General features: G+C 58.7%; 22 protein-coding genes. 5 read left to right on the forward strand and 17 right to left on the reverse strand.

The window, feature by feature from the left end:
* Positions 1 to 41: 41 nt before the first annotated feature.
* Entirely contained in the window at positions 42 to 1655 is a 1614-nt protein-coding gene (locus K787_RS0114145) for an ABC-F family ATP-binding cassette domain-containing protein (RefSeq protein WP_022963458.1), read from the reverse strand.
* Positions 1656 to 1881: 226 nt separating this feature from the next.
* On the opposite strand from K787_RS0114145, the gene K787_RS23225 reads away from it, so the two are divergent.
* From K787_RS23225 to K787_RS0114160, 3 genes are all read left to right on the forward strand, one after another.
* Complete coding sequence (locus K787_RS23225; RefSeq protein WP_022963459.1) at positions 1882 to 2952, forward strand: AraC family transcriptional regulator; 1071 nt, start codon at positions 1882 to 1884, stop codon at positions 2950 to 2952.
* Between the two features lie 109 nt (positions 2953 to 3061).
* Complete coding sequence (locus tag K787_RS0114155) at positions 3062 to 4093, forward strand: histone deacetylase family protein (RefSeq protein ID WP_022963460.1); 1032 nt, start codon at positions 3062 to 3064, stop codon at positions 4091 to 4093.
* Between the two features lie 22 nt (positions 4094 to 4115).
* Entirely contained in the window at positions 4116 to 5213 is a 1098-nt protein-coding gene (locus tag K787_RS0114160) for a polyamine ABC transporter substrate-binding protein (RefSeq protein WP_022963461.1), read from the forward strand.
* 73 nt (positions 5214 to 5286) lie between these two features.
* On the opposite strand, the gene K787_RS0114165 is transcribed toward K787_RS0114160, so the two are convergent.
* The 6 genes from K787_RS0114165 to K787_RS23235 all read right to left on the reverse strand — a co-directional run bounded on the left by K787_RS0114165 (position 5287) and on the right by K787_RS23235 (position 12675).
* The gene (locus K787_RS0114165) at positions 5287 to 6162 is read right to left on the reverse strand and encodes a carbohydrate ABC transporter permease (RefSeq protein WP_022963462.1); all 876 of its coding nucleotides are present in this window, start codon (positions 6160 to 6162) and stop codon (positions 5287 to 5289) included.
* A gap of 11 nt (positions 6163 to 6173) precedes the next feature.
* Positions 6174 to 7052, reverse strand: a complete 879-nt coding sequence (locus tag K787_RS0114170; protein ID WP_022963463.1) for a carbohydrate ABC transporter permease — start codon at positions 7050 to 7052, stop codon at positions 6174 to 6176.
* 10 nt (positions 7053 to 7062) lie between these two features.
* A complete protein-coding gene (locus tag K787_RS0114175) occupies positions 7063 to 8478 on the reverse strand; it encodes an extracellular solute-binding protein (protein ID WP_201765110.1) in 1416 nt (471 codons plus the stop codon).
* A 5-nt stretch (positions 8479 to 8483) separates the two neighbouring features.
* Positions 8484 to 9686 (reverse strand): ABC transporter ATP-binding protein, encoded by a 1203-nt coding sequence (locus K787_RS23230; protein ID WP_022963465.1) that lies wholly within the window; start codon positions 9684 to 9686, stop codon positions 8484 to 8486.
* Complete coding sequence (locus tag K787_RS0114185) at positions 9683 to 10822, reverse strand: ABC transporter ATP-binding protein (RefSeq protein ID WP_022963466.1); 1140 nt, start codon at positions 10820 to 10822, stop codon at positions 9683 to 9685. The genes K787_RS23230 and K787_RS0114185 overlap by 4 nt, the downstream gene beginning before the upstream one ends.
* 281 nt (positions 10823 to 11103) lie before the next feature.
* Positions 11104 to 12675 (reverse strand): GMC family oxidoreductase, encoded by a 1572-nt coding sequence (locus tag K787_RS23235; RefSeq protein ID WP_022963467.1) that lies wholly within the window; start codon positions 12673 to 12675, stop codon positions 11104 to 11106.
* A 321-nt stretch (positions 12676 to 12996) separates the two neighbouring features.
* Here K787_RS23235 and K787_RS0114195 point away from each other — a divergent pair, with 321 nt between their 5' ends.
* Positions 12997 to 14472 carry an aldehyde dehydrogenase family protein gene (locus tag K787_RS0114195; protein ID WP_022963468.1) on the forward strand — a complete coding sequence of 492 codons (1476 nt, stop codon included), beginning with the start codon at positions 12997 to 12999 and terminating at the stop codon, positions 14470 to 14472.
* 108 nt (positions 14473 to 14580) lie between these two features.
* Here the strand turns inward: K787_RS0114195 and K787_RS0114200 are convergent, their stop codons facing one another.
* The 6 genes from K787_RS0114200 to K787_RS0114225 all read right to left on the reverse strand — a co-directional run bounded on the left by K787_RS0114200 (position 14581) and on the right by K787_RS0114225 (position 22391).
* Entirely contained in the window at positions 14581 to 16188 is a 1608-nt protein-coding gene (locus K787_RS0114200; RefSeq protein ID WP_022963469.1) for a gamma-glutamyltransferase family protein, read from the reverse strand.
* 17 nt (positions 16189 to 16205) lie between these two features.
* Entirely contained in the window at positions 16206 to 17414 is a 1209-nt protein-coding gene (locus tag K787_RS0114205; protein ID WP_022963470.1) for an amidase, read from the reverse strand.
* Positions 17411 to 18973, reverse strand: coding sequence for an oxalurate catabolism protein HpxZ (hpxZ, locus tag K787_RS23240; RefSeq protein ID WP_022963471.1), 1563 nt, complete (start codon positions 18971 to 18973; stop codon positions 17411 to 17413). The genes K787_RS0114205 and hpxZ overlap by 4 nt, the downstream gene beginning before the upstream one ends.
* 25 nt (positions 18974 to 18998) lie before the next feature.
* Positions 18999 to 20270 (reverse strand): amidohydrolase/deacetylase family metallohydrolase, encoded by a 1272-nt coding sequence (locus tag K787_RS0114215; protein WP_022963472.1) that lies wholly within the window; start codon positions 20268 to 20270, stop codon positions 18999 to 19001.
* 149 nt (positions 20271 to 20419) lie between these two features.
* Complete coding sequence (locus K787_RS0114220; RefSeq protein WP_022963473.1) at positions 20420 to 21364, reverse strand: PDR/VanB family oxidoreductase; 945 nt, start codon at positions 21362 to 21364, stop codon at positions 20420 to 20422.
* Positions 21351 to 22391: a Rieske 2Fe-2S domain-containing protein gene (locus tag K787_RS0114225; RefSeq protein ID WP_022963474.1), complete on the reverse strand. Its 1041-nt coding sequence runs from the start codon at positions 22389 to 22391 to the stop codon at positions 21351 to 21353. Before K787_RS0114225 ends, K787_RS0114220 begins: the two co-directional genes overlap by 14 nt.
* 565 nt (positions 22392 to 22956) lie before the next feature.
* Here K787_RS0114225 and K787_RS23245 point away from each other — a divergent pair.
* The gene (locus K787_RS23245; RefSeq protein ID WP_022963475.1) at positions 22957 to 23472 is read left to right on the forward strand and encodes a MarR family winged helix-turn-helix transcriptional regulator; all 516 of its coding nucleotides are present in this window, start codon (positions 22957 to 22959) and stop codon (positions 23470 to 23472) included.
* A gap of 27 nt (positions 23473 to 23499) precedes the next feature.
* On the opposite strand, the gene K787_RS0114235 is transcribed toward K787_RS23245, so the two are convergent.
* The 4 genes from K787_RS0114235 to K787_RS0114250 are packed head-to-tail and all read right to left on the reverse strand — an operon-like array spanning position 23500 to position 26420.
* Entirely contained in the window at positions 23500 to 24294 is a 795-nt protein-coding gene (locus tag K787_RS0114235) for an amino acid ABC transporter ATP-binding protein (protein ID WP_022963476.1), read from the reverse strand.
* Entirely contained in the window at positions 24291 to 24953 is a 663-nt protein-coding gene (locus tag K787_RS0114240; protein ID WP_022963477.1) for an amino acid ABC transporter permease, read from the reverse strand. Before K787_RS0114240 ends, K787_RS0114235 begins: the two co-directional genes overlap by 4 nt.
* Positions 24950 to 25597, reverse strand: a complete 648-nt coding sequence (locus K787_RS0114245) for an amino acid ABC transporter permease (protein ID WP_022963478.1) — start codon at positions 25595 to 25597, stop codon at positions 24950 to 24952. The genes K787_RS0114240 and K787_RS0114245 overlap by 4 nt, the downstream gene beginning before the upstream one ends.
* 10 nt (positions 25598 to 25607) lie before the next feature.
* A complete protein-coding gene (locus K787_RS0114250; RefSeq protein WP_040641038.1) occupies positions 25608 to 26420 on the reverse strand; it encodes a transporter substrate-binding domain-containing protein in 813 nt (270 codons plus the stop codon).
* Positions 26421 to 26559 lie beyond the last annotated feature (139 nt).

Raw genomic sequence — 26559 nt, forward strand, 5'->3', positions numbered from 1 at the left:
TAGAACAGTCGGACCGATAGTGGCGGCAAATTTGGCCGCTGCTACCAAGGCTCGAACTCCCATCCCTGATCGGTCGCTATCAACTGACTGGTCAGCCCCAGTTGTTCCATAAATACCTCGTCATGCGACACCACCACCAACGCTCCCGGGTAGCTGCGCAACATCTCTTCCAGTGCCTGCAGTGAGGGCAGATCCAGGTGATTGGTCGGCTCATCCAGTAGCAGCAAGCCGGGCGGCTTCTCGGCGTAAAGCACGCAGGCCAATGCCGCTTTCAGGCGCTCACCGCCGCTGAGCAACCCACTGGGCACCACTATCTTCTGTGCATCCAGCCCGAGCTGAGCCAGACGCATACGCAGCACGCCCTCCCCCGCACTGCGGTTCACCGCCAGCAGTTGCTCAAGTATGCTTTGTGTCGGCTCCAGGCATTCCAGTTGCTGGTCCAGATAGGCAGATTCCACCCTCATAGTGCAACTACCGTCCAGCGGCTGTAGCTGACCAGCCAATAGCTTGAGTAAGGTCGACTTGCCGCAGCCATTTGGCCCAATGATGCCCAATCGCTGCTGCCCATCCAGCCTCAGGCTGATGCAACGGGTCGCCGCTGTCACAAAGGGCAGCACCGCCCGATCCAGTTCAGCAACGCAGCGCTGCACAGCCCGCACCGCAGCCACGGCATGCAGGGTAACCAATGCTTCCTGCTCAACCTGGTCGTAGGCCTGCCTTACCGACTGATCAAGCGCCTCTCGCCCCGCCGCCTGTAGCTGGCGCAGCTTGCCGGCTGACGCCTCGCTGCGCTGTTTCTGACGATCCAGCAGAATCCTGGCCTGATTGGCTTGCTTTCCTTGACGGTTGCCCCGCGCCTGCCTGTGCTCCTGCCGTTCGCGCTGCTCGCGCATACCCTGCTCTTCGCGTTTGCGTTCAAGCTTGCGCTGCTCCAGCAAACGGACAGCCGCTTGCCGCTCTGTGGCTTTGCACTGCACATAGCAGGAGTAGTTACCGCCATAGCTGGACAACCCCAGGGCAGACAGTTCGACAATGCGCGTCATGGTCTCCAGTAGGGCGCGGTCATGGCTTACCACCAGCAATCCCGCCGACCACTGCCGTAGCTGCTCAATCAACGCCCGCCGATTGCCGCCGTCCAGGTGATTAGTCGGCTCATCGAGAATCAGAAAATCCGCCTCCGACAACATCGCGCCGATCAGGGCCACGCGCATGGCCTCCCCGCCACTCAGCGTGGCGACCGGCTGGCGGATATCCAGATAGCCCAGATAATGCCGTTGCAGCTCATACTGCAGCCTGGCGCGAATATCCCAGGCATCACCTACGGCATCGAAATCATCGACTGCAGTACTACCGGCCTCGATACGCTCCAGCGCATCCAGCGCCGGCTGCGCCCCTGCCAGGCTGGCGACAGTCGCGCCATCCGGATGCACCACATGCTGAGCCAGATAATAGACCTTACCGAAACGCACGCAGCGGCCACTGGACGGCTGCAGCTGCCCAGCCAGCATCCGCGCCAGTAGGCTTTTGCCCACGCCATTACGGCCCACCAAGCCGGTATGGCGCTGATCGAAGTGTTCCGTAAGGTCTGAGAAAAGCGTTCTGCCATCCGGCAAAACACAAGAGACGCTTTCCAGCGCCAGATAAGGCGTCGTCATACGTAATTCCAAAGATGCCAAGCACTCCCCCTGCTGATGGGGGCGTAGAAGGAGACTGGCCGTCTGGTTGACGGCGGCATCAATGGCGCATCGGACTAACCCTCGAATGTGAATGGAAACCGGCCGAGTGTATAAGTGAGTACCCTAGCAGTCAACGCAGCCACTCACTCTAGCCACGTGGCACCGATTGTGCTTGTCTAAACCATACCAGCCCCGGAATCGAACAATGCTGATCATGGATAACGCTATCGCTTGCCAACCAGCGGACCATCGCTTTATCAGCTTGCAAAGCACCTGCCTAATCGCCCAGTGCTTTGGCGAACAGGCTTTACCTGTCGAGCCGTTACTCAACGGCACTGGCTTGTCGGTTGACGATCTTGAACATCCCGTGCGGCTGATTACTCCACATCAGGAGCAGCGCGTTTTCGCCAATGCCGCGCGACTAACAAACTCGCCGCTGACGGCGCTGCGGCTGGGTCAGCGTATGCGTATATCGGCTTATGGCCAGCTTGGCTACGCCATGTTGTCCAGCGCGACGCTGGAGCAGGCGACTGAGGTAATGCTCAGCCATCCGAATATGTTGGGTAGCTATTTTCGGCTATCCATTGAACCTATAGGTCATTCAAGGGTAGCGCTGACAGCCAGTCACTATCACCAATGCCTTGAGCTGCACGCATTCAATCTGGAGCTGTGTTTTTCTTCGATCAAGGCCATGCTGGATGATGTGCTGGGCCGCCCGCTACCGCTTGAGGCGGTGCACTTGAGTTCGCCATTGCCGGCGCATTCGGGTCGGTTCTCTGAATTCTTCGGCCACTGCCCGGTCATCCCTGAGCAACCCTCCAGCAGTTTGATCTTCGCCCAACATTGGCTAGCCACTCCCCTGCCCCTGGCCGACCCGGTCACGCACCAAGATGCATTGGCGCAGTGCCGCTTGATTGAGGCCAGGTTTACGCCGCCAGGTTCTGCCTTGGCGGCGCAGATCATTGCCCGGCTCCAGCAGAACCTGGATTCGCCGCCTTCGCTGGAGCAACTGGCAAATCGGTTCCATTGCACCCCCAGGACTTTGCGCCGGCATCTCAACCAGACCGGGCGAGGTTACCAACAAATTCTGGACGACCTGCGCTGCCAACGGGCGAGAGCGCTGCTAGCCGATTCTGGTGTGCCTATTTCCAGCATTGCCGAGCAGCTCGGTTTTAGTGAAACCGCGAGTTTCCGCCATGCATTTATACGTTGGACCGGCCTATCGCCGCGGTCCTGGCGACAGGCGCAATATCCGGCAGAAAGCTGCGCCGTATAGCTGTGTCCGTTTCGATCCCTTTTTTGTCCCCTTGCATCATTTCGCAGAGCGCTAGCCAGGCCGAAGATAAATCCATGTGGTTCAACATCTTTAACAGGCGAGCGATTCCATGCGTACTTTTTACAGCGAGACCCATCGACTGCACCACAGCAAAGCGGAGCTGAACGATGGGCACCTGATGCCCAGCTTTGAAATGCCCTCCCGCGCCGACATGGTGCTGGATCGGGTAAAACACACCAATCTGGGGCAGATACTGGAGCCGGATGATTTTGGCCTGGCACCGCTCACTCGAGCTCACTGCGAACCCTACGTGGAATTTCTCTCCCAAGCCTGGGAGCGCTGGGCATCCTTGGGCCGGGAGCACGATATGTTGCCGCTGGCGTGGCCGCCCCGGCGCACCCTGTCGCGCTGCCCGGAAGATATCGACGGCCAGCTTGGCTTTTACAGTTTTGATGCTGGCGCGCCGATGACGGCCGGCACCTGGCAGGCGGCCTATTACAGTGCCCAGGTTGCCCTCTCGGCGCAGGCCTGTATCGCCAGGGGCGATAAAGCCGCCTTTGCGTTGTGCCGGCCGCCAGGCCACCATGCCGGCATCGACTATATGGGCGGCTACTGTTATTTGAATAACGCCGCGATTGCCGCTCAAGCCGCGCTTGATGCGGGCGCAAGCCGGGTGGCCGTGCTGGATGTGGATTTCCACCACGGCAATGGCACGCAGGACATCTTCTACCAACGCCCCGATGTGCTCTTCACCTCACTGCATGGCGACCCACGCCGCGAGTACCCCTGTTTTACCGGCTATGCCGACGAGCGCGGTGAAGGCGCCGGGCTGGGTTTCAACTTCAACTATCCGCTACCCCCCGGCAGCCACTGGGCGACCTGGTCACTGGCCTTAAGCGACGCCATGCGCATTATTGCTGGCTATCAGCCAGACATGCTGATCATCTCGCTTGGTGTGGATACCTTCAAGGATGACCCGATTTCGAGCTTCAAGCTGGATAGCGATGACTATCTGCGTCTGGGCGAGCAACTTGCCCTGCTGGGGCTCCCTACCCTGTTTGTGATGGAAGGCGGCTACGCCGTTGAGGAGATCGGCATTAATGCGGTCAATGTTCTCACCGCCTTCGACGCCCTACGTTAACGATGAAAATGGAGATCTGCGCATGAAGCTCAAGCCACTCGTAGTTGCCCTTGGATGGGTTGGTTCGTTGTCCCTGATCCACACTCACGCCCTGGCCGATGAGGTCAGAATCTATAACTGGTTCGATTACACGCCGCAGGCCACGCTCGACGGCTTTAAGGAAGCCACCGGCATCACGCCATCACTGGACACCTTCGATTCAAACGAGGCGCTGGAAGCCCGGCTGATGTCCGGCCGCTCGGGCTACGATGTGGTGGTGCCGAGTGACAGCTTTCTGGCCAAGCAACGTCAGGCCGGGGCTTTCCAGAAACTGGACAAAAGCCTGCTGCCAAATCTTTCCAACCTGAACAGCGATCTGATGCGCGCACTGGAAAATGCCGACCCGGGTAATGAGTACGCGGTGCCGTATATGTGGGGCACCAATGGCATCGGGTTTAACGTCGACAAGGTGCGTGAGGTGCTGGGGCCGGATGCGCCGGTCGATTCCTGGTCGCTGGTCTTCGATCCAGAAAACATGGAGAAGCTCGCGCAGTGCGGCGTCGCGTTTCTCGACTCGCCCAGTGAGATACTGCCAGGCGCATTGCACTATCTGGGGCGCAACCCGAACAGCACCGACCCTGAAGACTACGCAGCCGCCGAAGAGTTGATGCTCAAGGTGCAACCCCACGTGCGCTACTTTCACTCATCACGCTTTCTTAACGATCTCGCGAACGGCGAAATCTGTGTGGCGGTGGCCTGGTCCGGCAGTATCCTGCAGGCCGCCTCCCGCGCGGAAGAAGCCGGCAACGGCGTCAATCTTGAGTACCGAATCCCCAAGGAAGGCGCCCAGGTCTGGTTCGACCTGATGGCGATCCCGGCAGATGCCCCGCACACGGCCCAGGCTCATGCGTTTATCAACTACATTCTGGAGCCGGAGGTAGCGGCATTCATTAGTAACGACGTCGGCTATGCCAACCCCAACGAGGCCGCCACGCCACTGGTCAACGAGAAGCTGCGCAGCAATCCAGGCGCCTATCCTCCCAAGGAGGTCCAGGCACAACTGTTCACCTTGGAACCGCTGCCTATGGCAGCAGAGCGTGTACGTACGCGAACCTGGACGCGGATCAAAACGGGAAGTTGAGAAATAGGTCCGCCTGTTTGAACGCTATGCGGAAATCCCAGCCGCCAATATTCTGGAGGCTGGGATCACATGGCTAGCCCTTGACTGCGCCCATGGTCAGGCCGCGGACGATATGTTTCTGCAGCAGGAACACCGCGAGCATTACTGGCACCAGTGACAACGTGCCGACAATCGCCATCGGCCCCCAGCGTACGCCCTGAGTGGTGATCAGCTCCGGCACCGCGACCGGCAGGGTCTTGACCTGCTGGCCACCGAGCATGAAGGCGAACATGAACTCGTTCCAGGCGAAGATGAAGCACAGCATGCCTGTTGCAACAATGGCTGAACGCAGTAGCGGCAATACCACACGCAGGAACACGGCAAAGCGGTTGTGCCCCTCGAGAATCGCCACCTCTTCCAGTGCTACCGGCAAATCCTTGCAGAAGCTGCTCATGACCCAGATATAGAACGACAGATTGAAGGTCAGGTAGGCCAGCGTCAGCCCGAAATAGGTATCGATCAGGCCTATGTTGGAGAAAATCATGTAGAACGGAATCACCATGCAGATCGGCGGGGCCATCCGCGTTGCCAGCACGAACAGGAACAGATCATCGCGAAAGCGCAGTTTGAAACGGGCAAAGGCATAGGCCGCTGGCGTGCCGAGCACCACTACCAGCAGCGTGCTGATCGAGGCCAGAGCAAAAGAGGTGCCGAGATAGCCGATGAAGCCGTTGTCGATCACATAGCGAAAATGCTCCAGCGTTGGCTCGAACAACCACTCGGTTGGCCGAGCGAACATGGCCGAATCCGGGCGAAACATGAAACTGCCGACCCAGAGCACCGGGAATAGCACGATAAAGGCAATCACGATCAGCAGCAGGGTCCAGAACACCGACACCCGCTCCTGCCGGGATATGCGCTTGATGGGCCCCTTGGCGACGGCCGGTGCATGGGTTGCAGGTTGATTCATCGCGGTAGCTCCTAGAAGGCGTTCAGTTTTTTCTTGGCGACGTGGTAGAACAGCGAGCAGAGTACGAAGAAGCCGATCCAGACCAGCACCGCAAAGGCCGCCGACTCACCGATACGCCATTGCTCGAAGCTCATCCGGTAGGCCAGCAGGCTCGGCACTTCGGTCGAGGTCCCCGGGCCGCCAGCAGTCAGCGTGTAGATAGTGTCGAAGACCTTGAACGCATCGATAAAGCGCAGCATGCCGATCACCACCATCAGCGGCGCCATCAATGGCAGAGTCAGACGGAAGAACATCTGCATCGGCGTGGCACCATCCACAGCCGCCGCCCGATAGGGGCTGACCGGCAGTGCCTGCAACCCGGCAAAGAAGGCCAGCATCATGAACGGCGTCCACTGCCAGACGTCCACCAGCGCCAGTGCCAGCAGCGCGTAATCCGGAGAGGAGAACACCGAGGTGCCCTGCAGAAAACCGAAACGCTCGACGATGTTGTAAGACAACAAGCCCCAGGAGCCGGCAAACATGACCTTCCACACCAGGCCAACAACAATCGGCGCCATCATGGTCGGAATGAACAGCAACGGCAGAATAACGCTGCGGCCCCAGACCCGCTTGTTCAGCAGCAGAGCACCGCCAAGGCCGAGAATGAACTGCAGCGGAAAAGCGATCAGAATGAACTTGGTTGCCACCCACAGGCTGTTCCAGGTGCGCTCGTTGTCCATCAACCGGCTGTAGTTGCTCCAGCCGGCGAAATCACCCACACGCCCGTAGTTAATCTGATGAAAGCTCAGATACATGGCGAACAGAAAAGGTACCAGGCTGACCACTACCAGCACCAGAAACGCCGGTGCCAGTAGTGCGTACGGGTACCATCGGCTTTCCAATGGTCTCATGGTTGCCCCGTCACTCGCTCAGCAGACAGTCACTGCAGATGGACAGCACTTTGCGCTGACCATCCTTGAGCGCTTCTGCGGCCGTCAGCTGACCGATGCCAACCTGCTGTACCAGCGGTCCCATGGTGTTGTCGATCTCGAAGAAGCCTGGTGCTTTCGGCTTGGCCTGGACATACTGCAATGAGGCCGCCATGGCCTTGTACAGCGACTGCCGGCCCGCCTCACGCATCACATCCAGATCGAACGAAGAACGCCGAATCGGCACCCCACCACCACCCGCTTCCAGCAACCGGGCCTGGGTATCCTTGTCGACCATCCACTGCATGAACAGATAGGCGGCCTCCTGTTTCTCACTGTGACTGCTCAGCGCCATCAACGAGGGTTCTCCGCCGGCGCTGCGCGCTTCTGGATTAGCCGTGTTGATCGGGATACCGCCATACACGAACTTGCCTGCGTAGGCTCCACCACCGGGGCGATCGACACCCAGCACGAAGTCGCTGAAGGCTATCGACTGCGCGGCTATACCGTTACCCATTACCGTAGGCACGTCGATCAGCGAATACTCTGCCTGGCCGGGCGGCGCAAACTTCCACAAGTCAGCCCAGAACTCTAGCGCGGCGATGTTTTCCGGCGTATCCAGATTCGGCTTGCCAGCAGCATCAAACACACCGCCGCCCCAGTTGTTCATAAACACTTCCCACACGGTGGTGAAGGTAGTGCCCCCGGGAATGCCCTCAAGCACTATGCCGTAGAAATCATTTTTGAGCGTTTCTCCAGCCAGGGTCTCACCCGATTTGCGGGTAAAAAACTCAGCAATGTCGCGCATCTGTTGCATGGTTTCAGCGGGCGCCAGCGGATAGCCGTAACCTTTTTCAAAAGCAGCCTGTTCATCCGGGTGGCTCAATAGATCGGCGCGGGCCCAGTAGATCTGGTTGTAATTCCAGGTGAGAAAGCCGTACTGCTCGCCGGCATGATTGACCAGCGACTCGTTGGCCGGCTCGATAAGGTCATCCAGACCCAGATCCGGATTGGTCAAAGCAGCATTTTCCTGCAGCTGGTCAATCGGTTGAAGTACCTTGGCGGCCAATAGCGGCCCCAATTGCAGGCCGTGCAACATGATCGCGTCATAATGGCCGCGACCGGAAAACAGATCGGCCTGGCCCCGGTTGATCACGTCACCATGGCTAAGCAATTCGTATTCCACCTTGATACCGGTTTCTTCCGTGAATTCAGGCACAAGAGTGCGCATGGTTTCCTGTAACGGAGTGATCTCGTCCAGCACCCGGATGGTGGTTCCGGCATAGGGTTTGGCTGCTTGCGCATAACTCCATTCCTGGGCATGCAGAGGTGCGCCATAACAGAAGGCGGCCGCAGCGGCGATCACCCCGGCCAACATCGATTTGCTCTTGGCTTTGTGCATAGTCATTACGTTCATGCCTCGCTGTGAAGGGTATTGGGCTCGGATACTTTCTTGTTATGCAAAGGGACTGCGGCTTCATCGATAAGCAGTCCGCTTTGATGGTCGAACAGCAGCACATGCTCGACCGGAATGCCGATCTGCACACCACTGCCCACGTTGATCTGGAACCCGGCCGGCAGCTTGGCCTTTACCTGCGCACCGTTGACCTCGACGGTCACCAGCGTGTACTTGCCGAAGGGCTCAACCGTATAAATGTCGCCTCGCAACCCGGCCGCAGCAGCCGGTTCGTCCAAACGGGTATGCAGCGGTGGGAAACCCAGGGTCAGGCGTAACTGACCGGTGGCCTTGAGCCGTGCGAGGAAGGATTCACTTACCTGCAAGCGTTCGCCATTGCAGAGCACCTTCAGGCCATCCGCCTCCTGTTTGAGCCAGATATCGATCAAGTTCATCGCCGGGTCGCCCAGCAGGCGGGCGATGCTGGTACTGGCAGGAGCAGCGTAAACGTCACGCGGGGTGCCAATCTGCTGGACCTTGCCGCCAATCAGCATGATCACCCGATCCGCCACCGCCATGCCTTCCAGGGTGTCGGGCGTCAGCCACAGGGTGACCTGATCCAGCGCACGCTGACGGCGATTGATTTCACCGCGCAGACGGTGGCGCAATTTGGCATCAAGGTGGCCGATTGGCTCATCGAGAATGAACAGACTGGGGCTCTGTACCAGCGTCCGGCACAACGCCACGCGCTGACGCTGACCGCCGGACAGCTCCGAGGGCCGGCGCTTGCTCAGGTGTGCGATATCCATCATCGCCAGGATGGCCTGCACCTGTGAATTGATCTCGGCACTGCTGAACAAACCCCGGTGTGACGGCGCACGCAATGGTGACGCGACATTGCTGAATACATCCAGCGTGGGATACAGCGCCAGCGACTCGAACATGTGCGCGACCCGGCGCTGTTGCGCAGCAAGCTCCGAAAATACCCTGTCGCCCAGGTGGATACTGCCACTGTCGGGCACGTCCAGACCGCTGATCAGCCGACCCAGTGTCGACTTGCCTGCCCCAGACGGACCACAAAGGGCAATCACCTCGCCCGGTTCGGCACTGAACGACACCTCGGACAGCGCCTGAACTTCGCCGAAGCGCTTGCTGACGGCCTTCAGCCGCAGCGGCTCGCCACGCTGCCCGGATACCATGGATAAGCTATTGGCTTTCATGCTGTCTCCAGCAGCAGGTTGCGACCCGTGACTTTGCAGAAATAGTGGAAATGCGTGGGCTCCAGGCCCAGCTCGACGCTGTCACCGGCGGCCAGCAACAGCGGCGCCGGGGCCTCGGCAACAATGCGCCCTATAGGTGTGTCGACGGTCACGACATCAGAATCGCCGCCTGGCTCGTGCGCGTAGACACGACCGGAGAGCAGCAAGGTGGCGCGGCCTGGCGCGGCCCGGCCTGGCGTAGCCTGTGCAGGGTTGACCTGCACATCCTCGGGGCGGATACCGATGACCAGCGCAGCGCCATCGCCGCGCTGGTCAAGCTGGGACCATACCTGCTCAGCAGCGGTAAAGTCGCACTGCGCCGCGAAGCGGATGCGCGGCTGACTCTCGGCACCAGCATAGGTGCCCTCGAGCATATTCATCGGTGGCTCGCCAATAAAACTGGCGACAAAGATATTGGCTGGCTGATTGTAGATGGCGCTGGGTGTATCAACCTGTTGTAGAACACCCTTGTCCATCACCGCAATACGATCGGCCATGGAAATGGCTTCATTCTGGTCGTGGGTCACCAGCACTGAGGTCAGTTTCGAGGTCTGCTGCAAGCGCTTGATCTCAGTGCGCAACTGGACCTTCTGATCACTGTCCAGATGGCTCAACGGTTCATCGAACATGATCAGATCCGGCTCACGCACCAGTGCCCGGCCAATGGACACGCGCTGCTGCGCACCGCCACTGAGCTGCTGAACCTTTTCGCCGCTGATGTCGCGCAACCCGAGCAGCTTCAGCAGCCGCTCAACCCGCTCGCTAATCTCCGCCTTTGGCTTGCCTCGGATGGACAGCGGAAAGGCGATATTGTCGAACACCGTTAAGTGCGGATAAAGCGCATAGTCTTCAAATACCATGGCCACGTTGCGGCTGGCAGTGTCCAGGTCAGACACGTCGGTATCATCAAAAAAGATCGCGCCGTCGCTGATCGACTCGATACCCGCAATCATCTTCAGCGTGGTCGACTTGCCACAACCCGAAGGCCCCAGCAGAGCCAGCATCTCGCCACGGACGCAGACCAGGCTGATACCTGGAATGGCCAGGCTCACACCATCGTAGGACTTGGTCACATTCTCAAGCCTGACTTCTTTCATCGATCAGCCTCTAGCACTATCACGGAAACAGGACGCGTTTTAAAAGCAGCGATAAAGGCAGAGCAAGAAAGATACCAGTTATTTTATTTCCCATATTTTCATCAACTTATAAAAACACCTATACCAAAATAGAAAATATGAGTGGGCTACCACCTATATTTTCAGCCCAAAAAAATGCGGTATACCACCTAATGCACCGAAGCAGTGCTAGCACGAGCATCACGCTAAGCAGGGAATGCATCGTTAATCCGGCCAAACAACTACAGGCCGTGCCTGGCAGGTCAGCTCATTTGATGATCGACGAGAATCATATCGGCGGCACGCTGGCCAATCATTACGCAGGGCGCCATGGTGTTACCGGTACTGATCTCCGGCATGATCGAGCCATCGGCAACGCGCAGCCCTTGAATGCCGTAAACCCGCAGACGACCATCTACTACTGACAATTCGTCGGTACCCATTTTCGCCGTACAGGCCTGATGAAAGTAGGTGCCCGCAGCATTGCGGAGAAAATTGAGCATGTCTGCTGGCGGTAGCGGCCCCGGCATCAGTTCGCGTTTCACAAAAGGTTTGAGTGGCGCGGAGTTGCCAATCTCGCGGCATATGGCAATCCCCTTGAGCAAAGCGGTCACATCGCGCTCGTCGCTAAGAAAGTTGGCTTCGACACGCACCGGGTCACTGAAGCGATTACCCGTTAGCAGAACCTGACCGCGGCTGTGTGGCCGTACCAGACCGGGCGCCAGCGTCCAGGCCAGACTGGGATCAACCGGCAAGCGGTATTGCGGGCCGGTGATCTCGCTGCCAAAGGCACATTCTTCTAGCACCGGCTGCAAATCGGGCGTCAGCAGAGCAGGATCGCTCTTGGCAAAGAAGGTGAATTCGGCCGAGTTGTTGCGTGGCGCTTGCGGCTCTGGATACTCCCAGCAGCAGCCCGCAACCAAAATGTGATCCTGAAAATTGCGCCCAACGCCGGGCAGATGCTGAACCACCTCGATGCCCTGCTTCGAAAGCAAAACAGCATCGCCAATGCCGGACAGCATCAGTACCTTGGGCGTATTGATCGCCCCCAGCGACAGCACAACCTCATGCCGCGCAGCGACATCGAATACCTGGCCCTGCTGGCGCAGACGCACCCCGGTTGCGCGTCGCCCCTCAAGCAAGACCTGCTCGACACAGGCATTGAACATGACCGTCAGGTTAGGCTGACGCATACGTGGACGTATATAGGCTGTGGCCACCGACACGCGCTCACTGCCACCCTGCACAGGCACGTTGGGAATACCGCCGGCACCCGGCCCTTCCATGGCTTCACCGTTAAGATCCTCGACCGCACGAATGCCCAGAGCATCGGCCGCCTCACGTAGCGCCAGTGCCACCGGGTTGGGGTCTTTCGGCTGGGTTACATAAAAGGGCCCGGCGCTGCCGCGGCGCTTTTCATCAGCAGGGCCATCCCAGCGCTCAATGCGCTTGTAGACCTCAAGCACGGACGCATAACGCCAACCCGGATCATCAGCCACTCTGGCCCAGTGATCAAAGTCATTGCGATGGCCGCGTGCCCAGATCAGACCGTTGACACTGCTGCCACCACCGAGCACCCTGCCCATCGGCAGGGGTGGCGTACGTCCGTTCAGCGCAGCGCAGCGCTCGGAACGAAACTGCCAGTCACGTTCACTGCCGATGTTCTGCATCCAGACCCGCGAATCACTCACCTGAGATACGCGCTCATCGCCACCCGCTTCAATCAGCAGCACCCTGACGTGCGGATCCGCTGCCAACTGACTGGCCACCACACCGCCCGACGCGCCGCTCCCGCAGACAATAAAGTCATACACCTGCCCGTTCTGCATAGCCATGCTACCTCCCGTTGGCAAAAGCGACCGGAGCATCACAGCGCGCCCGGCAGCATGGGCTAAAGGGAGCAAATCACATGCCAGAAGAGCATCAACCGCTACACTGATGCGCCCTCAAGCGCACTCGATGGCCAATCCGTCGCCCTTCCTGCCGGGTAACGCCCAGATAGCGCCCAGTTAACGCGCAAAAATATGGGGCATGCCCCATATATGAACAATTAAATGCTATCTATCCTAGGCAAACAGGGGTTCTTGGAGTGGTACGTTTCCTGCTTATCGTAATAGAAGGACCCATCAATCCACCCGTCTATGAGGCCCCATGCCATGCACAACGTCGCAGAAGTACCCAAGGCTGAAACGGCTATTCGACCGTTCTACATTAACGGAGAATGGCGCGAAGGCAGCACCGGTGAAGTCGACAACAACCTCAACCCAGCTACCGGCAAGATCTGCGCGATGGTCGCTCAGGCCAGTGCCGAAGATGTAGACGATGCCATTGCCGCTGCCTACGCCGCTCGTCTCAGCTGGCGCAAGCTGATCGTCAGCGAACGCGAGGCCATTCTGCTCAAGGCGGCGGAGATCATTGCCGAGCGTGCCAATGAAATCCGCGACATCATCATCGAGGAAACCGGCTCAACTCTGCTCAAGGCACCCTGGGAAGTCGGCTATGCCATCGACTGCCTGCGCGCAGCAGCCGCCTGGACCCGTCAGGCCCACGGTGAAACCTTCCCGACCTGCTCTCCCGGTCAGATCGGCATGACCATTCGCCAGCCGCTGGGTGTGATAGCCGGGATCGCTCCGTTCAACTCGCCGCTGCTGTTGTCGATGAAAAAGGTCGCCTTTGCGCTGGCCTCCGGCAACACCTTCATTCTGAAACCTTCCGAATTTGCTCCGCTGACCGGCCTGGTCTTGGCCGATATTTTCCAAGCGGCAGGGCTGCCCAAGGGCGTATTCAATGTGGTGCCAGGCTCGGCCGACAACGTCGGCAAGCGTCTGGTCGCCGACCCGCGCGTGCGCATGATCACCTTTACCGGCTCCGAACGCGTCGGCAAGCTACTGGCCGCCGAATGCGGCAAACACATGAAGAAGCTCACACTGGAACTGGGCGGCAAGAGCCCGCTGGTAGTGCTCGACGATGCCGATCTGGACTACGCCGTGGACGCCGCTGCCTTCGGTATCTTCTACCATCAGGGTCAGGTGTGCATGGCCAACTCGCGGATCATTGTCGAGCAGGGTCTCTACGAACGTTTCTGCCTGGCCTTCGTGGCCAAGGCCAGGACCGTGGTCGTCGGCGATCCGCGCAACCCGGATACCGTGGTCGGCCCCCTGATTCGTCCGCAGCAGTGTGTGTTCATTGCCGAACAGATCCGTGAGGCGACCGACAAGGGCGCCCGGCTGCTGTGCGGCGGCACCTACGAAGGCAGCTACTTCCAGCCCACCGTCCTCGCCGACGTCACAGCCGAGATGCGCATCTATGCCGAGGAATCCTTCGGCCCGGTGACCTCCATCTACCCGGCACGCGACTTCGAGCACGCTGTGGAACTGGCCAACGACACCCACTACGGCCTGTCATCGGCCATCGTCACCAACGACCTGCAAAAAGCCATGGCCTTTTCTGAGCTGTCGAGCGCCGGCATGATTCACATTAACGATACGACCATCTCTGACGAGCCGCACATCACCTTCGGCGGCACCGGCGACAGCGGCTTTGGACGTGAAGGCGGACGTGCCTCGATGGAAGAAATGACTGAAGTAAAATGGGTCACCATTCAGACCGGTAAGCGTGAGTTCCCGTTCTGATAAAACAGAAACACCGGCCTTGAGCCGGTGTTCTGCTTATGGGATTAGCCGTCGACAATTCAGTCATGGCACGGAGACCGAACCCGACGGCTAGCTTTCAGTTGCTCATCACCAGCCCGCCACAGCCCCATCACTACGCGGATCATGCCCACCTTCCAGCAACCCGGAGGGGTGACGCAGAATAGCACCGGCATGCCCCATACTTTCGTCATAGCCATCAAGCACTTCGACATCGTGCCCCATGGCCTTGAGTGCTTCGATTGTTGCGGAAGGGAAGCGTGATTCCAGCTTCAGGGTTTCGCTCGAATTACCCCATGTGCGGCCCAGCAGCCAGCGCGGCGCATCAATCGCTGCCAGCGGATTCATGCCGAAGGTGGCGATGCGGCTGAACACCGCACTTTGCGACTGGGGCTGGCCATCGCCACCCATATTGCCGTACACCAGCGTGCGGCCATCGGCAAACTGCGCCATAGCCGGATTCAGTGTGTGGAAAGGCTTGCGGCCAGGGGTAAAGGGATTGCGTGCGTTGGGATCGAGGGAGAAGCTGCAACCGCGATTCTGCCAGTTCACGCCGCTGCCGGGCAGCACGATGCCGCTGCCAAATTCATGGTAGATGCTCTGGATAAAGCTGACGGCGACGCCCCCTTCATCGACCACACCCATCCAGATGGTATCCGCCGGGCCCATGCCTTTGCCCCAGGGCGCTGCCCGTTGCTCGTCGATATTGCCCGCCATGGCCGCCAGCACCTCGGACTCCAGCAGGCTCTGCGGATCAATCGACATGTAGGCCGGATCGGTAATCTCCCGATCACGCACAGCAAAAGCCTGCTTGGTAGCCTCCACGCAGGCATGCACAAAGGGCGCGCCCAGCGGGTCCATATCGGTTTTCAGCAGATGATCCAGTTGGCCCAGAATCATCAGCGACACCAGCCCCTGGGTCGGTGGCGGAAAGTTGTATACCTGCCCCAGCGAGTGCTGCATCACCAGAGGCTTGCGCAGCTGCGCCTGATGGCGCTCCAAATCGACCAACCGCAGCGGACTACCAGCCGCGGTCAGCTCAGTTGCCAAGGTCCGGGCAAGATCACCCCGGTAGAAATCATCAATGCCGCTGTGGGCCAATTGCTCCAGGGTATCGGCCAGCCGCGGCTGGGTGAAACGCGCGCCAGCCTGGGGTACGCCATCGTTGGGCAGGAAGGTATCGGCAAAACCTGCGAGATCCTGCAGCTCTTCGCGCTTGGCGGCAGTGCACAGGCTCTGGCTGCGCGTTACCGAAATACCGCCACGCGCATAGTCAATGGCATCGCCAAGCAAGCGGGCCAGCGGCAAGCGGCCACTGAGTTCACTTTGCGACCACTGCTGCGCCAGTTGCCAGCCAGATAGCGTGCCGGCCACGGTATTGGCAGCCAAACCGCCGCGAAACGGAATACTACTCAAGCCTTGCTGACGGTAGTCTTCCAGCGTGATGCCCATTGCCGATGCACCGCAGCCGTCGATCGCGACTGGCTCGTGCCCAGGGCGGGATATCAGCCAGAAGCCGTCACCGCCGACGCTGTTCATATGCGGGTAGACCGCCGCAATGGTAGCCGCAGCGGCGATCATCGCCTCCACGGCATTGCCACCTTCGCGCATGACTGCCATGGCACTCTGCGCGGCCAGTGAGTGAGGTGCTACGGCCATGGCTTTGGAGCCACGGCTGGGATTGGGAACGAACGCCATAGTCTTGGTTTTCCGTTTCAACTGGATAGATATGCTAAATGTAAATGCCTGGCCAGACTCATGACCTGCTCGTCTGCAAAGCGCGGCCCGAGCAGCGATAACCCAACTGGCGCGCCATCGATCCGGGTCCAGGGCAATACCACCTGCGGCAAGCCCGCCAGACCCGCCATGCACAGCAGACGTTGGGAGCGGGCACGAGTATCCTGCACCTGCTCTGCCGGTGCATCGAGATAGGGTGCAGGCCCAGGTACCGGCGGCATCAGCAGATAACCATCATCGCCCAACAGTGCTGCCAGGCGCGGCTGAACCTGAGTGCGTATGGCAGTGGCCTGGGCGACCTGCGCCGGAGTAATAGTGGCGGCAAGCTGGAATCGGCTGGCGACATCGGCGCCAAACACCGCACCGACATCACGGACCCAGGAGCCATGTTGCTGCCAGATTTCCGCAGCTTGCAGCACACGAAAGGCCTCGGCCCATTCCTCCAGCGCCAGCGTTCCAGCTGGTAGCCGTTCTACCGCCAGGCCTGCAGCCAAAAGCCAGTCTTCAAAGGCCTCCCGCACTGGCTGATCAAGCATGCCGAGCACATCGTCGCAGACCATTAAACGGGCATTGGCCGGCGGCGCTAGCGGCAGTTGTGTGTGCAACAACTGCTCCAGGCCCAGGCCGAGTACATCGGCATCTGCGGCAAACCAGCCGACAGTATCGAAACTATGCGCCAGGGTGAAGCAGCCTAGCGAGCTAATCCGCCCGTGGCTGGGGCGCACCCCCCAAACCCCGCAATAGCTGGCGGGCAATCTTATCGAACCACCACAGTCAGTACCCAACGCCAGATCAGCGTAACCCGCTGCGACCGCCACCACCGAGCCAGACGACGAGCCGCCCGGCAGACGCTGCTCTGCAGCCGGGTTGCGCGGTGTGCCGTAATGAGCATTGATCCCGGCCAGACTGTAGGTCAACTCATCGGTCACTGTCTTGCCGACCCATTGGGCGCCGGCATCCAGCAACCACTGCACCACGGATGCGCTCTGAATAGCGACGGCCTGTTCAGCCAACCAGCTCGGGTTTCCCGCGCCACAACGCATGCCCTGTACCTGAAATACATCCTTGACCGCCAAGCGCACACCGGCTAACGCAGACCCCAGCGGCGGTTCATTCATCTCAGGCGCCAGCCCAAAACCCTCAACGAGAAAGGCGCCGTGATGTTCAGCTTGCAGTAATGCACTCATGATGTGGCCCAGCTCACATGCGCAGCGACAATGCGCCATTCCCGCTCAATACACACCCAGCTTTGCGTCTGGCGGCCGAGCCTGACGTTGCCGGGGCGCTGGAAGACGATATTGGCCACGGCAAACTCATTGCCAAAGGTCGTGACTGAGCGCTCGATGATGTGCCTCGCCAGTTGACTGCTATCGGCACGGGCACGCCGGAACGCAGCGATTGCGGCATAGCCATAAAGGTGTTCACCCGCACCATAACGCAGGGTATGCGGGCTGTTCCAGAACAGCCGGTCTAGCTCTGCCAGATCATTCCCGGTCAGGGCGCGTTCGTAATCATCTACTGCGCGGTTGACCTCCGCCAGGATCGCTGGCTGATTAACCGACGGTTGGCCCTGCCCTGGCAGAGTGTACAGAGCCGGATCGGTCAGGCAGACACCGCGGCCCAGCAGACCGTGCTCGGCAGTACTATCAAGCATGGCCAGCGCCACCATCGGCGGTGTCGCCTGTTGCTGAGCCAATCCAGCGTCCAACCCGGTACGTAGTGAGAACTCGGTAAAGGCCGGGTGTTGGCCGACCATGCAACCCGACTCGGACGCCCAACCTTCCGGCAACCAGGGCAGCATCAGTTCCCGTACCCCCTGCGCATGCCCCCAGGCCTGCACGCCAAAACCAGCAGCATCTATCACGCCGCTGTCACCCAACATCGGCGCGGCCAACGCATCAAGCTCTTTCAACCGAGGCCCGTCTGGCCGCCTGGCCGCACGCGTGAGCCATTTCTCAGGCGCACCGGATAAACGCACGCCCACCTCTTGGCCGTTGCCGGCCAGCCCGATGACCAAAGACGGAGCGCCCGCGCCTACCGTGGCTTTTAGCATTAAATGGCAGGCTGCCATCCATAACGTCAGGAAGAACAGCGGCGCGGTTTCAACTACTTCCGTTACTACTTGCGGCGCCTGACCTTCAAGCAGTTGCTGGAGCAAGGCTGCAGTAGCACCAGCGGTTTGTGCGTGCAAATCATCACCTGCCCGCAACCCGGCCTGCGCCAGCGCAATAAGCTCGATGCTGCGCCCTTGCAACCAAGGCTGCAGCGCACGAGCCAGCTCCTGATCACGAAAGCGCAGGCGCTCAAGAATCGCCAGATCTGCGGTACCAAAGCGGATCTGCGGACCCGCGCCGCTAGGTAGTAGAGACCAGCAATGGGAGTCGGTATTCAAGTCGGAAATCTCGACCAGAAAGGTTGTGGGCGACACTACCGCTGCCAGCGGGGTGACCACGTCATATTCCTGGGCCGGGTGCAGCGCTACCCGGCCATCCAGAATCATTGCGCGCGCGCTACCAATATCCGCAGCCCAGCCCTCATACACGCAACACAGCGCGGCGGACGCAAGGATAGGGGCGCTGGGCTGAGACCGATCGGCAAATGGCGGGCCGGCATGCAGCAGGCAGTGCGAGCCCAGACCTACCGCCTGTGCGGCGCTGACCACGCGGGTCCAGGCTGGACGTACCGCGTACAACTGCTTCAGCGCAATCTGGTTACTATCAACTGTCTGTGGGCCAGCCTTGTTCACAGCGTCACTCCCTTGTCAGCCAGCATCAGAGTGCATGAGGCACTGGCAGAATATCTGCCGTGGCGTCAAAGCGCTGCCCTGCCCGCAGGCAGAAAAGCGGCTGCAACATACGCCGGGCAACCACCTCGGTGCCTTCGTTGTCACGCAGCAACCATTTGCCGCTTTCATCAGACAGCACGGTGATGTCCGCTTCCCGGCCCACACCCAGCGAGCCTAGCGTTTCAGACATGCCCAGCAACTTGGCAGCGTTACTGGTGGCCATCGGAATGATCTGCTCCAGCTTGAGCCCTAGCGCCATCAGGCTGACCATCGCCGACACCAGACTGAATCTCGAGGACCCTTTGAAAAGATGCTCTTCATCCGGATGCTCGTCCTCCTCGGGCACACCTGCCGGCGCCTTGACTGAAGTATTGTAGCCATGCATGTCAGCACCCAGCGTGTCTGGGAGCACGCCCGCTTCAAGCACCTTGGCGGCCATCTTGTAACTGAAGTGCGAGCCGTGGCCGACGTCAACCTTCAAGCCACGGGCTAGGGCTTCGCGGACCAACGGGTGCACCTCACCATTGAGCGAAACAAAGCCGCCCGGATGCCGGCTAAACGGATGTGCCAGCACGTCGCCGGGTTTGAGCAGATCTAGCACAGCCGGGAAGATGCTATCCGGGTCGACATGGCGACCACCGGATTCGGGCTCCGGCCACAGCTGACCAAAATGGATATACAACGGCAGGCCGGTCTGCTCGCCCACCCGAGCAGCCTTTTTCATCACATCCAGGCCCCAGCGCGCAAAGCCTCCCAGCTCGGCGTGCGCCTTGATGCCCTTGACCACATCATTGTTGGCCAATGCCGACTTCACCGTAGCATCCACATCAGAACATTCGGGCCGATAGAGCTCTGGGTAGAAGTGCCCTTCCAACCCACCCACCAGATAGGCAGAGATAAACGAGATGACGCGGCTATGCGATGTGTTGATCACATAGTTGCGAAAGCCCGGCAAGGTGATGCAACTGGCGCCGCCTTGGTCCACCAGAGTAGTGACGCCTGAATAGACGCCGCACATATCGGCGTTAAGCCCAAACCGCCCGGTTACATACTGGTAGACATGCCCATGCGTATCGATCAGCCCCGGCAGCACTAGCCGGCCGGCGCAGTTGACCAGCTCGGCGCCAGCCGCTGAGGGCGAACCCAGCAATTGACCTACCGCGGCGATGCGGCCGTCTCGCACCAGTACGTCCTGAATTGCGTCTACGGAATTGGCAGGGTCAATTACCCGGCCGCCATGCAGAAGAGTCGTTTTCATCAAGAGTTTCCTACCTATCCAGCGTTAATCAGTTCAAGAAGTCGAATACCGCCGGCGCTGAGCATGCTAAGTGGTATACCTCTTATATAGCTCAAACAAACCTTTCTGCGATCCCAAAATTCAGGGAACTAGCTACGGCTTCGCTTCAATTAAATATCCAGTAGCAGGCGTGCAGAGGCGCTACTGGAACAACAGATCATCATGCTGCTGCGGCGGGTATGTTCCTCGGCCGAATACACCGTGTCGCCGTGTACTGGCTGCCCCTCCAGCACCTTGACTTCACAGGCGCCGCAGACTCCCTGCTCACAGGAATAGAGCACGTCTTCACCCGCCTCCAGCAGCACATTGAGAATAGTTTCACCAGGCGGAATAACATATTCATGGCCAGAGCGTGCCAGCACTACATTGAAGGCTCCCTCTGCCAGCACCGGGCCGGCAGAGACAAAGCGCTCCACATGCAGACGCTCGCCCAGCCCGCTTGAATCCAGCTGATCCAGCATTGAGCCCGGACCGCAGGCGTAGATTTCCGTCTCGGCGGTCAGGTTACCGAGCAATGCAAGTAGATCCGACTGGGGCCCGCTGGCGCGCGCAAAATGCAGGGTCACTCCGGGGGCAGTCTCCAGCTCACGGCGGAACAATGCGTGCTCGGGCGAACGACTCCAGTAGTGCAATTGCACAGGGCGCCCGGTCTGCTGCAGGGCCTTGAACATCGAATAGATCGGCGTAATGCCAATCCCGCCTGCGATCAGGCACACCGGCGTCTCAGCCACTGACAGCGGAAAATGATTACGTGGCAGGCTGACCTCCAGCGTCTGGCCGACGCGAGCCTGGTCATGCAGCCACCGTGAGCCACCGCGGCCCTCGGCATCACGCTTGACCCCGACGACATAGCGCTCGGCGTCACACAGCGAGGTAATCAGTGAATATTGCCTAATCAGATCGCCTGGCAAATGCAGGTCCAGATGCGCTCCGGCACTGACCGGCGGCAGTGCGTTGCCATCCAGTGGCTCCAGCTCATAGAGCAGGATCTCCCTGGCGCCGTAGCGCATAGCTGTCAGCCGCAGCGCCATGCGCTGCGAATCAGACGGTCCCATAGCTCACACCCATATTGCGCAACCACATGCGGTACTTCTGCCCCAAAAGGTCGGTGCGATGATGCAATTCCATGCGCAGATCGACCGGAATCCGCTCGGGGCGCTGGGTATTAACAATGGCGCTATCCTGGGCGTAGACCAAATCCTGACGGCGGCGCACATCGGCATCAGTGGGCTGCGGTGAGAAATTCATGGCGCAGCAGATGCGCACGATGCTGCGGGTTTCATCCACCTGTTGCGCGGTCAAAAAGGTGCAGAAGCGATCGTCCGGGCTACCTTCAGAGGCGCGTTCAGGGTCGGTAATGATGACGCGCTTCTTGAAGTAGGCGACCAGCGGCCGCAGACACTGGTAGGCATAAAAAGCCATGACCGGCACTTCACGCGGGTCACCATAAGGCTGAGTCACCTGCACTTCCGAGGTGGCGAGACCGCCATCCTTCTCGAAAACGTCATAAGGCCCGATTGGGTCTGGCTGATCCATGATGCCGTTGACCCCGGCATGCACGAACGGAAAGTGCGTGGGGTCAATGAAATTTTCCACCGCGCGGTAACCGGACTTGAATTCGTAGGGTCCGCAAACCACCTTCTTGTAGCTGGGGTCATCCCACTCCGGGAAAGCCGGTATGTCGTGGGCAGGCTCACCCATGCAGGCCCAGATAAAGCCGTAGGCCTCCTTGACGTGATGCGGAATGGCCTTGGCTTTCTTCATCGGCGGTTCGTTCGGCGCAGCCGGCATCAGCACGCATTGAGCCGTGCCGTCGTAGTTCCAGCCATGATAAGGGCATACTACGCGGTCGCTCTGAATGAAGCCCTTGGACAGCCGGGCCCCGCGGTGAATGCACAGGTCTTCCCATACATACGCCTGCCCCGCCGAATCGCGCCAGGCAACTAGCTCACGGCCAAACAGCATGGTTGGCAGTAGCTTGCCCGGCACGACCTCTTCCGAGGTTGCTACCACATGCCAATCATTGAGCAAAGCGTCCTCGAGAGGCCGCTCCGACTGATTGATACCTTCTCTGCAATTCATCAGAGACTCACCTTTTCTGAAGTTGAAGATCGCCAGTGAGTACAAAGACTCCTCTGGCGCATTGGCGCAAGAGCCGGCGTGACTCGCAGCGCTCGATCTGTAAATATGAAAGAGCAATTAGCATGCCACCTACAGAGCAAATAAAGTGGTAGACCTCCTTTATTGCCTAGAGCGCTTGGGACGGGCACTACAGTAAGCAAAGAGTGAGAAAAGGCATGGAGCGCAACCCCTTGTCGAGCGAAGCAAATGCAACACAATGAGGCAATATACGAGGTATGCCTCTTATTTGGGCATGGTTCAGGGCGGTGAATTCAAGCTTGGACCCGCCAAAGGCGGACGGCATCAATCTTGCTTGCTTGATTGTTATCGACCTGACTCTGCGGAACCAACACATGCCAGACAAAGATCATTCAAAAAGTAGGCATTGCGTACCCGCCATGCTTTATCATGAGCGAAGAAACAGGTATACCTCTTTCTTTCTTGGTCGGCCTACCTCAGCAATAGATGACGCCACTGCTGCTGAGATGCCTGCAACCCACTCGAAGATAAATGACGACTTGAACCCATGAAAAAGCTTGCTCAAGAACAAGTCAAAGCCGAATTCGACGCTGCTCTGCAGCGATCTCCCTTACTCGGACGCCCCGGATTTCTGATACGCAGACTGCACCAGATTCACTGCGGCCTGTTCCTTGATGAAACCCAAGGCCACGATGTGACCCCCGTTCAATACAGCCTGCTGACAACCCTGTCCATGATCGGCGAGACCGACCAGATCACCCTGGCCAACGAGATTGGCCTGGAGCGTACCAGCGTTGCTGAGGTCATTGCCCGGCTGGAAAAGAAGGGCCTACTATTACGCAAACAGAGTACCGCCGACCGTCGAGTGAAGCTGGTCAAACTCAGCCGCAAAGGGCAATACCTTTTAAAGAAGCTGGAAACCAAGGTACAGAAGGCCCACGAGCGTACCGTCGAAGCCTTGCCCGAGGAAGACAGGGCGCTGTTCATACTTCAGCTTATACGGCTGGTTGAAGCCAACAATGACATCGGTAGCGCGCCGTTCAAGCTGGACCTGACCAAGTAACATCCAGCCTGGCAAGCGCGTGCGATCTTAGCCGCGCTGATGAAAGCGAGTCAGAAACTGCTGCGCCTTGACGGTTTGCGGAGCACTGAAGAAGTGCGCAGGATGCCCCGTTTCAACCACTTCGCCACTGTTCATGAAGATAATGCGGCTCGCCACTTGCCGAGCAAACTCCATTTCATGGGTGACTACCACCATGGTCGCCCCCTCGTCCGCCAGACCGCGCATGACCTCCAGCACCTCGCCTACCAGCATTGGGTCCAGGGCGCTGGTAGGCTCGTCGAACAGCAAAATGTCCGGCTTCATCGCCAGGGCTCTGGCGATGCCGACGCGTTGTTTCTGCCCACCTGAAAGGCTCGCAGGGTACATATCCGCTTTGTCCTGCAAGCCAACCTTTACCAGCAACGCCATCGCCTCCTCGTGCACCTCCTTTTTATTGCGCTTTTGAACGTGGATAGGACTCTCGACAATATTGCCAATCACGCTCAGGTGCGGCCACAGGGCAAAATGCTGGAACACCATGCCGATTTTGGCGCGCATGCGTGCCAGGTCAGAGTCGCCCATCTTGGCACCACCCTTGTGAATACCAAAGCGCGTCGAATTGAGTCTGATAGACCCAGCGTCCGGCGTTTCCAACCAGTTAATGCAGCGCAACAGCGTCGACTTTCCGCAGCCTGACGGACCCAATAGGCACAGCACCTCACCCTTGTTCAGGTCCAGCGAAACATCCCGCAGCACCTGGTTGCTGCCAAAGGATTTTGATACTCCCTGTACCTGCAGGACCTTGGCGGCGGTATTTTCTGCAACATCAATAGGGTCTTTCATGCTCTGCGCACCTCGGCATAACGGGTAAAGATCAAGGTAAAGAACTCGATTACAAGACAGATCAACCAGTACAGCAGTACCGCCGACAGGAAGCTGGCGAACGGAATGAAGTGCGTGGCCTGAATGGCGTTCATCACCGCAGTCAGTTCTGACACCGCGATAATGCCCAGGAAGGCACTGTCCTTGAGAATCTGCGTCATCTGATTGCCGATCATCGGGGTGGCGCGCATCAGTATCAACGGCATAATGATGCGCCTCAGCAGCCTGTTGCCGTGAAGACCGAAGGCTTTACCCGCCTCTATCGTCTCCTGCGGTATGTCTTGCCATGCTGCTTTGAGAATAATCGCCATATACGCGGAGTTATAAATTATCAGTGCTATAAAACCGGTGACCCAGTTCGACAGCTGAATACCGAAGGACGGCAGGCCGAAGTAGATAAGGTAAACCAGCAGCAGAAAGGGCACGCAGCGCATGCACTCACAATAGAAACCTATGCTGCGGTGAATGACCGGCCTTTTGGACATCAGCATGGGCGTGAGCACAATCCCGAATGCCAGTGAGGCACTGCCTGCCAATAGCAGCAGAGTCACGGTATTGACGAAACCGGACCAGATAGCAGGGTACTGTTGCCAGACAATAATAAAATCGCTGAGATTCATACTTGCACCCCAAGCCCAGGCGTCTTGCGCTCAAGACGACGCTGCGCCCTGACCAGCACGAAGATGATCACCAGGTAGAGACACAAGCCAAACATGAGTGGCGGCAAGGGATCATAGGTACGAGCGCCTACTCGCTGCGCAGCGCGGGTGATCTCCACCATGCCGATCACGGCAATGGCTGGGCTCGACTTGATCAACATGGTCATTTCGTTCACCAGGCCGGGCAAGCTCGATTGCCACGCCTGCGGCAGTACAATGCGCCATACTCTGAGCCAGGCTGGCATACCGAATGCCAACGCAGCATCGTACTGCTGCCGATCAAAGGCGATCAGCGAGGAGCGCCAGATTTCGCAGCTGAATGCCGCTGCGGTCATCGACAGTGCAATCAATGCAGCTGCCAGCGGATTGAGTGACAACCCGAACTGCGGCAGACCAAAATAAATAAGAAGGATCAGGGTCACCGCCGGGCAGGACCGGACGATACTGACATACAGGTAACACACCTGCCTGACCACCGGAATCCGGGCCCAGCGCAACAGCGCCAGACCCAGACCAAGCGGTACCCCGAGGAGAATCCCGGTAAGGGATACTCCTACGGTGGCGAACGAACCTTGAACGATGCTCCAGTAATCGTATGCAGTCATCTGAGAGCCATCAGTTCACGTCAAGGGGCATACTTTCGAAGCTGTCGCCCAGCCACTTTTCCTGAAGCCGGTACATTTCGCCGCTTTCACGGACCTTGAGCAGCGCGTTGTTGACTACTTCCAACACGTCAGAATTGCCTTTCTTGACCGCCCATGCTTTATAACCTGGTTCACCGATAGCCTGACCCAGCACGAACAGGTCGCCACGCTCCTTGATCAGTGCCCGCAGCGTCAGGTCGGTATTAACTACCGCGTCAATTCGGCCAAATGCGAGGTCCTGGTAGGCTTCCGGGTAGCCGTGATACTCAACAATCTTGGCAACACCCTCGCCGTGTTCTGCCTTCAGTTTTTCGTCAAAGGATTTCAGCTCAGCTAGAAAAGCGCTCCCGGTTTCGGCACCTACCACCTTGCCGATGAGATCCTTGGGCTCCTTGATCTCACTGCCTTTCTTCATACCGTAATAGGTGGAGGAAGCCGCGGTGGGCGTGGTGTAGTCAAAGCTCTTCTTGCGCTCCTCGGTGACCATGACCGCAGAGAGCGCCATATCAAACTTGCCACTGGTAACCCCAGGCAGAATACCGGCCCAGGGCAGAATCTCCTGACGCAATTCCAGACCGGTTTCCTTTTCTACCAGTACTTTCAGTTCGTTGTCATACCCAGTTGATTTTCCGTTCTCCATGAACTCGAAAGGCCGGTAATCATCCTCTGTGGCAACGGTTATATAGCCCCTTGACTCAATCTCATCCTGCGTTAAGGCATAGCTATAAGACGCGCAACCCACCGTAGTTATCAGCGCCAGCGCAATCCCTTTTAGTGGCCGCATGAAGCCAGTTTCTTTTACCGGAGTAGAGTTTGAGATATTGCAGGTAGTCGGCATGTGGATTCCTTTAGAGTAAGGGGAGACACCCAGTACTACACCGGGCTCTGCAAACTACGAAGCAAGTGGTATGCCATCATTTTTT

Source organism: Halopseudomonas pelagia CL-AP6 (genome assembly GCF_000410875.1).
GTDB classification, from domain to species: domain Bacteria; phylum Pseudomonadota; class Gammaproteobacteria; order Pseudomonadales; family Pseudomonadaceae; genus Halopseudomonas; species Halopseudomonas pelagia.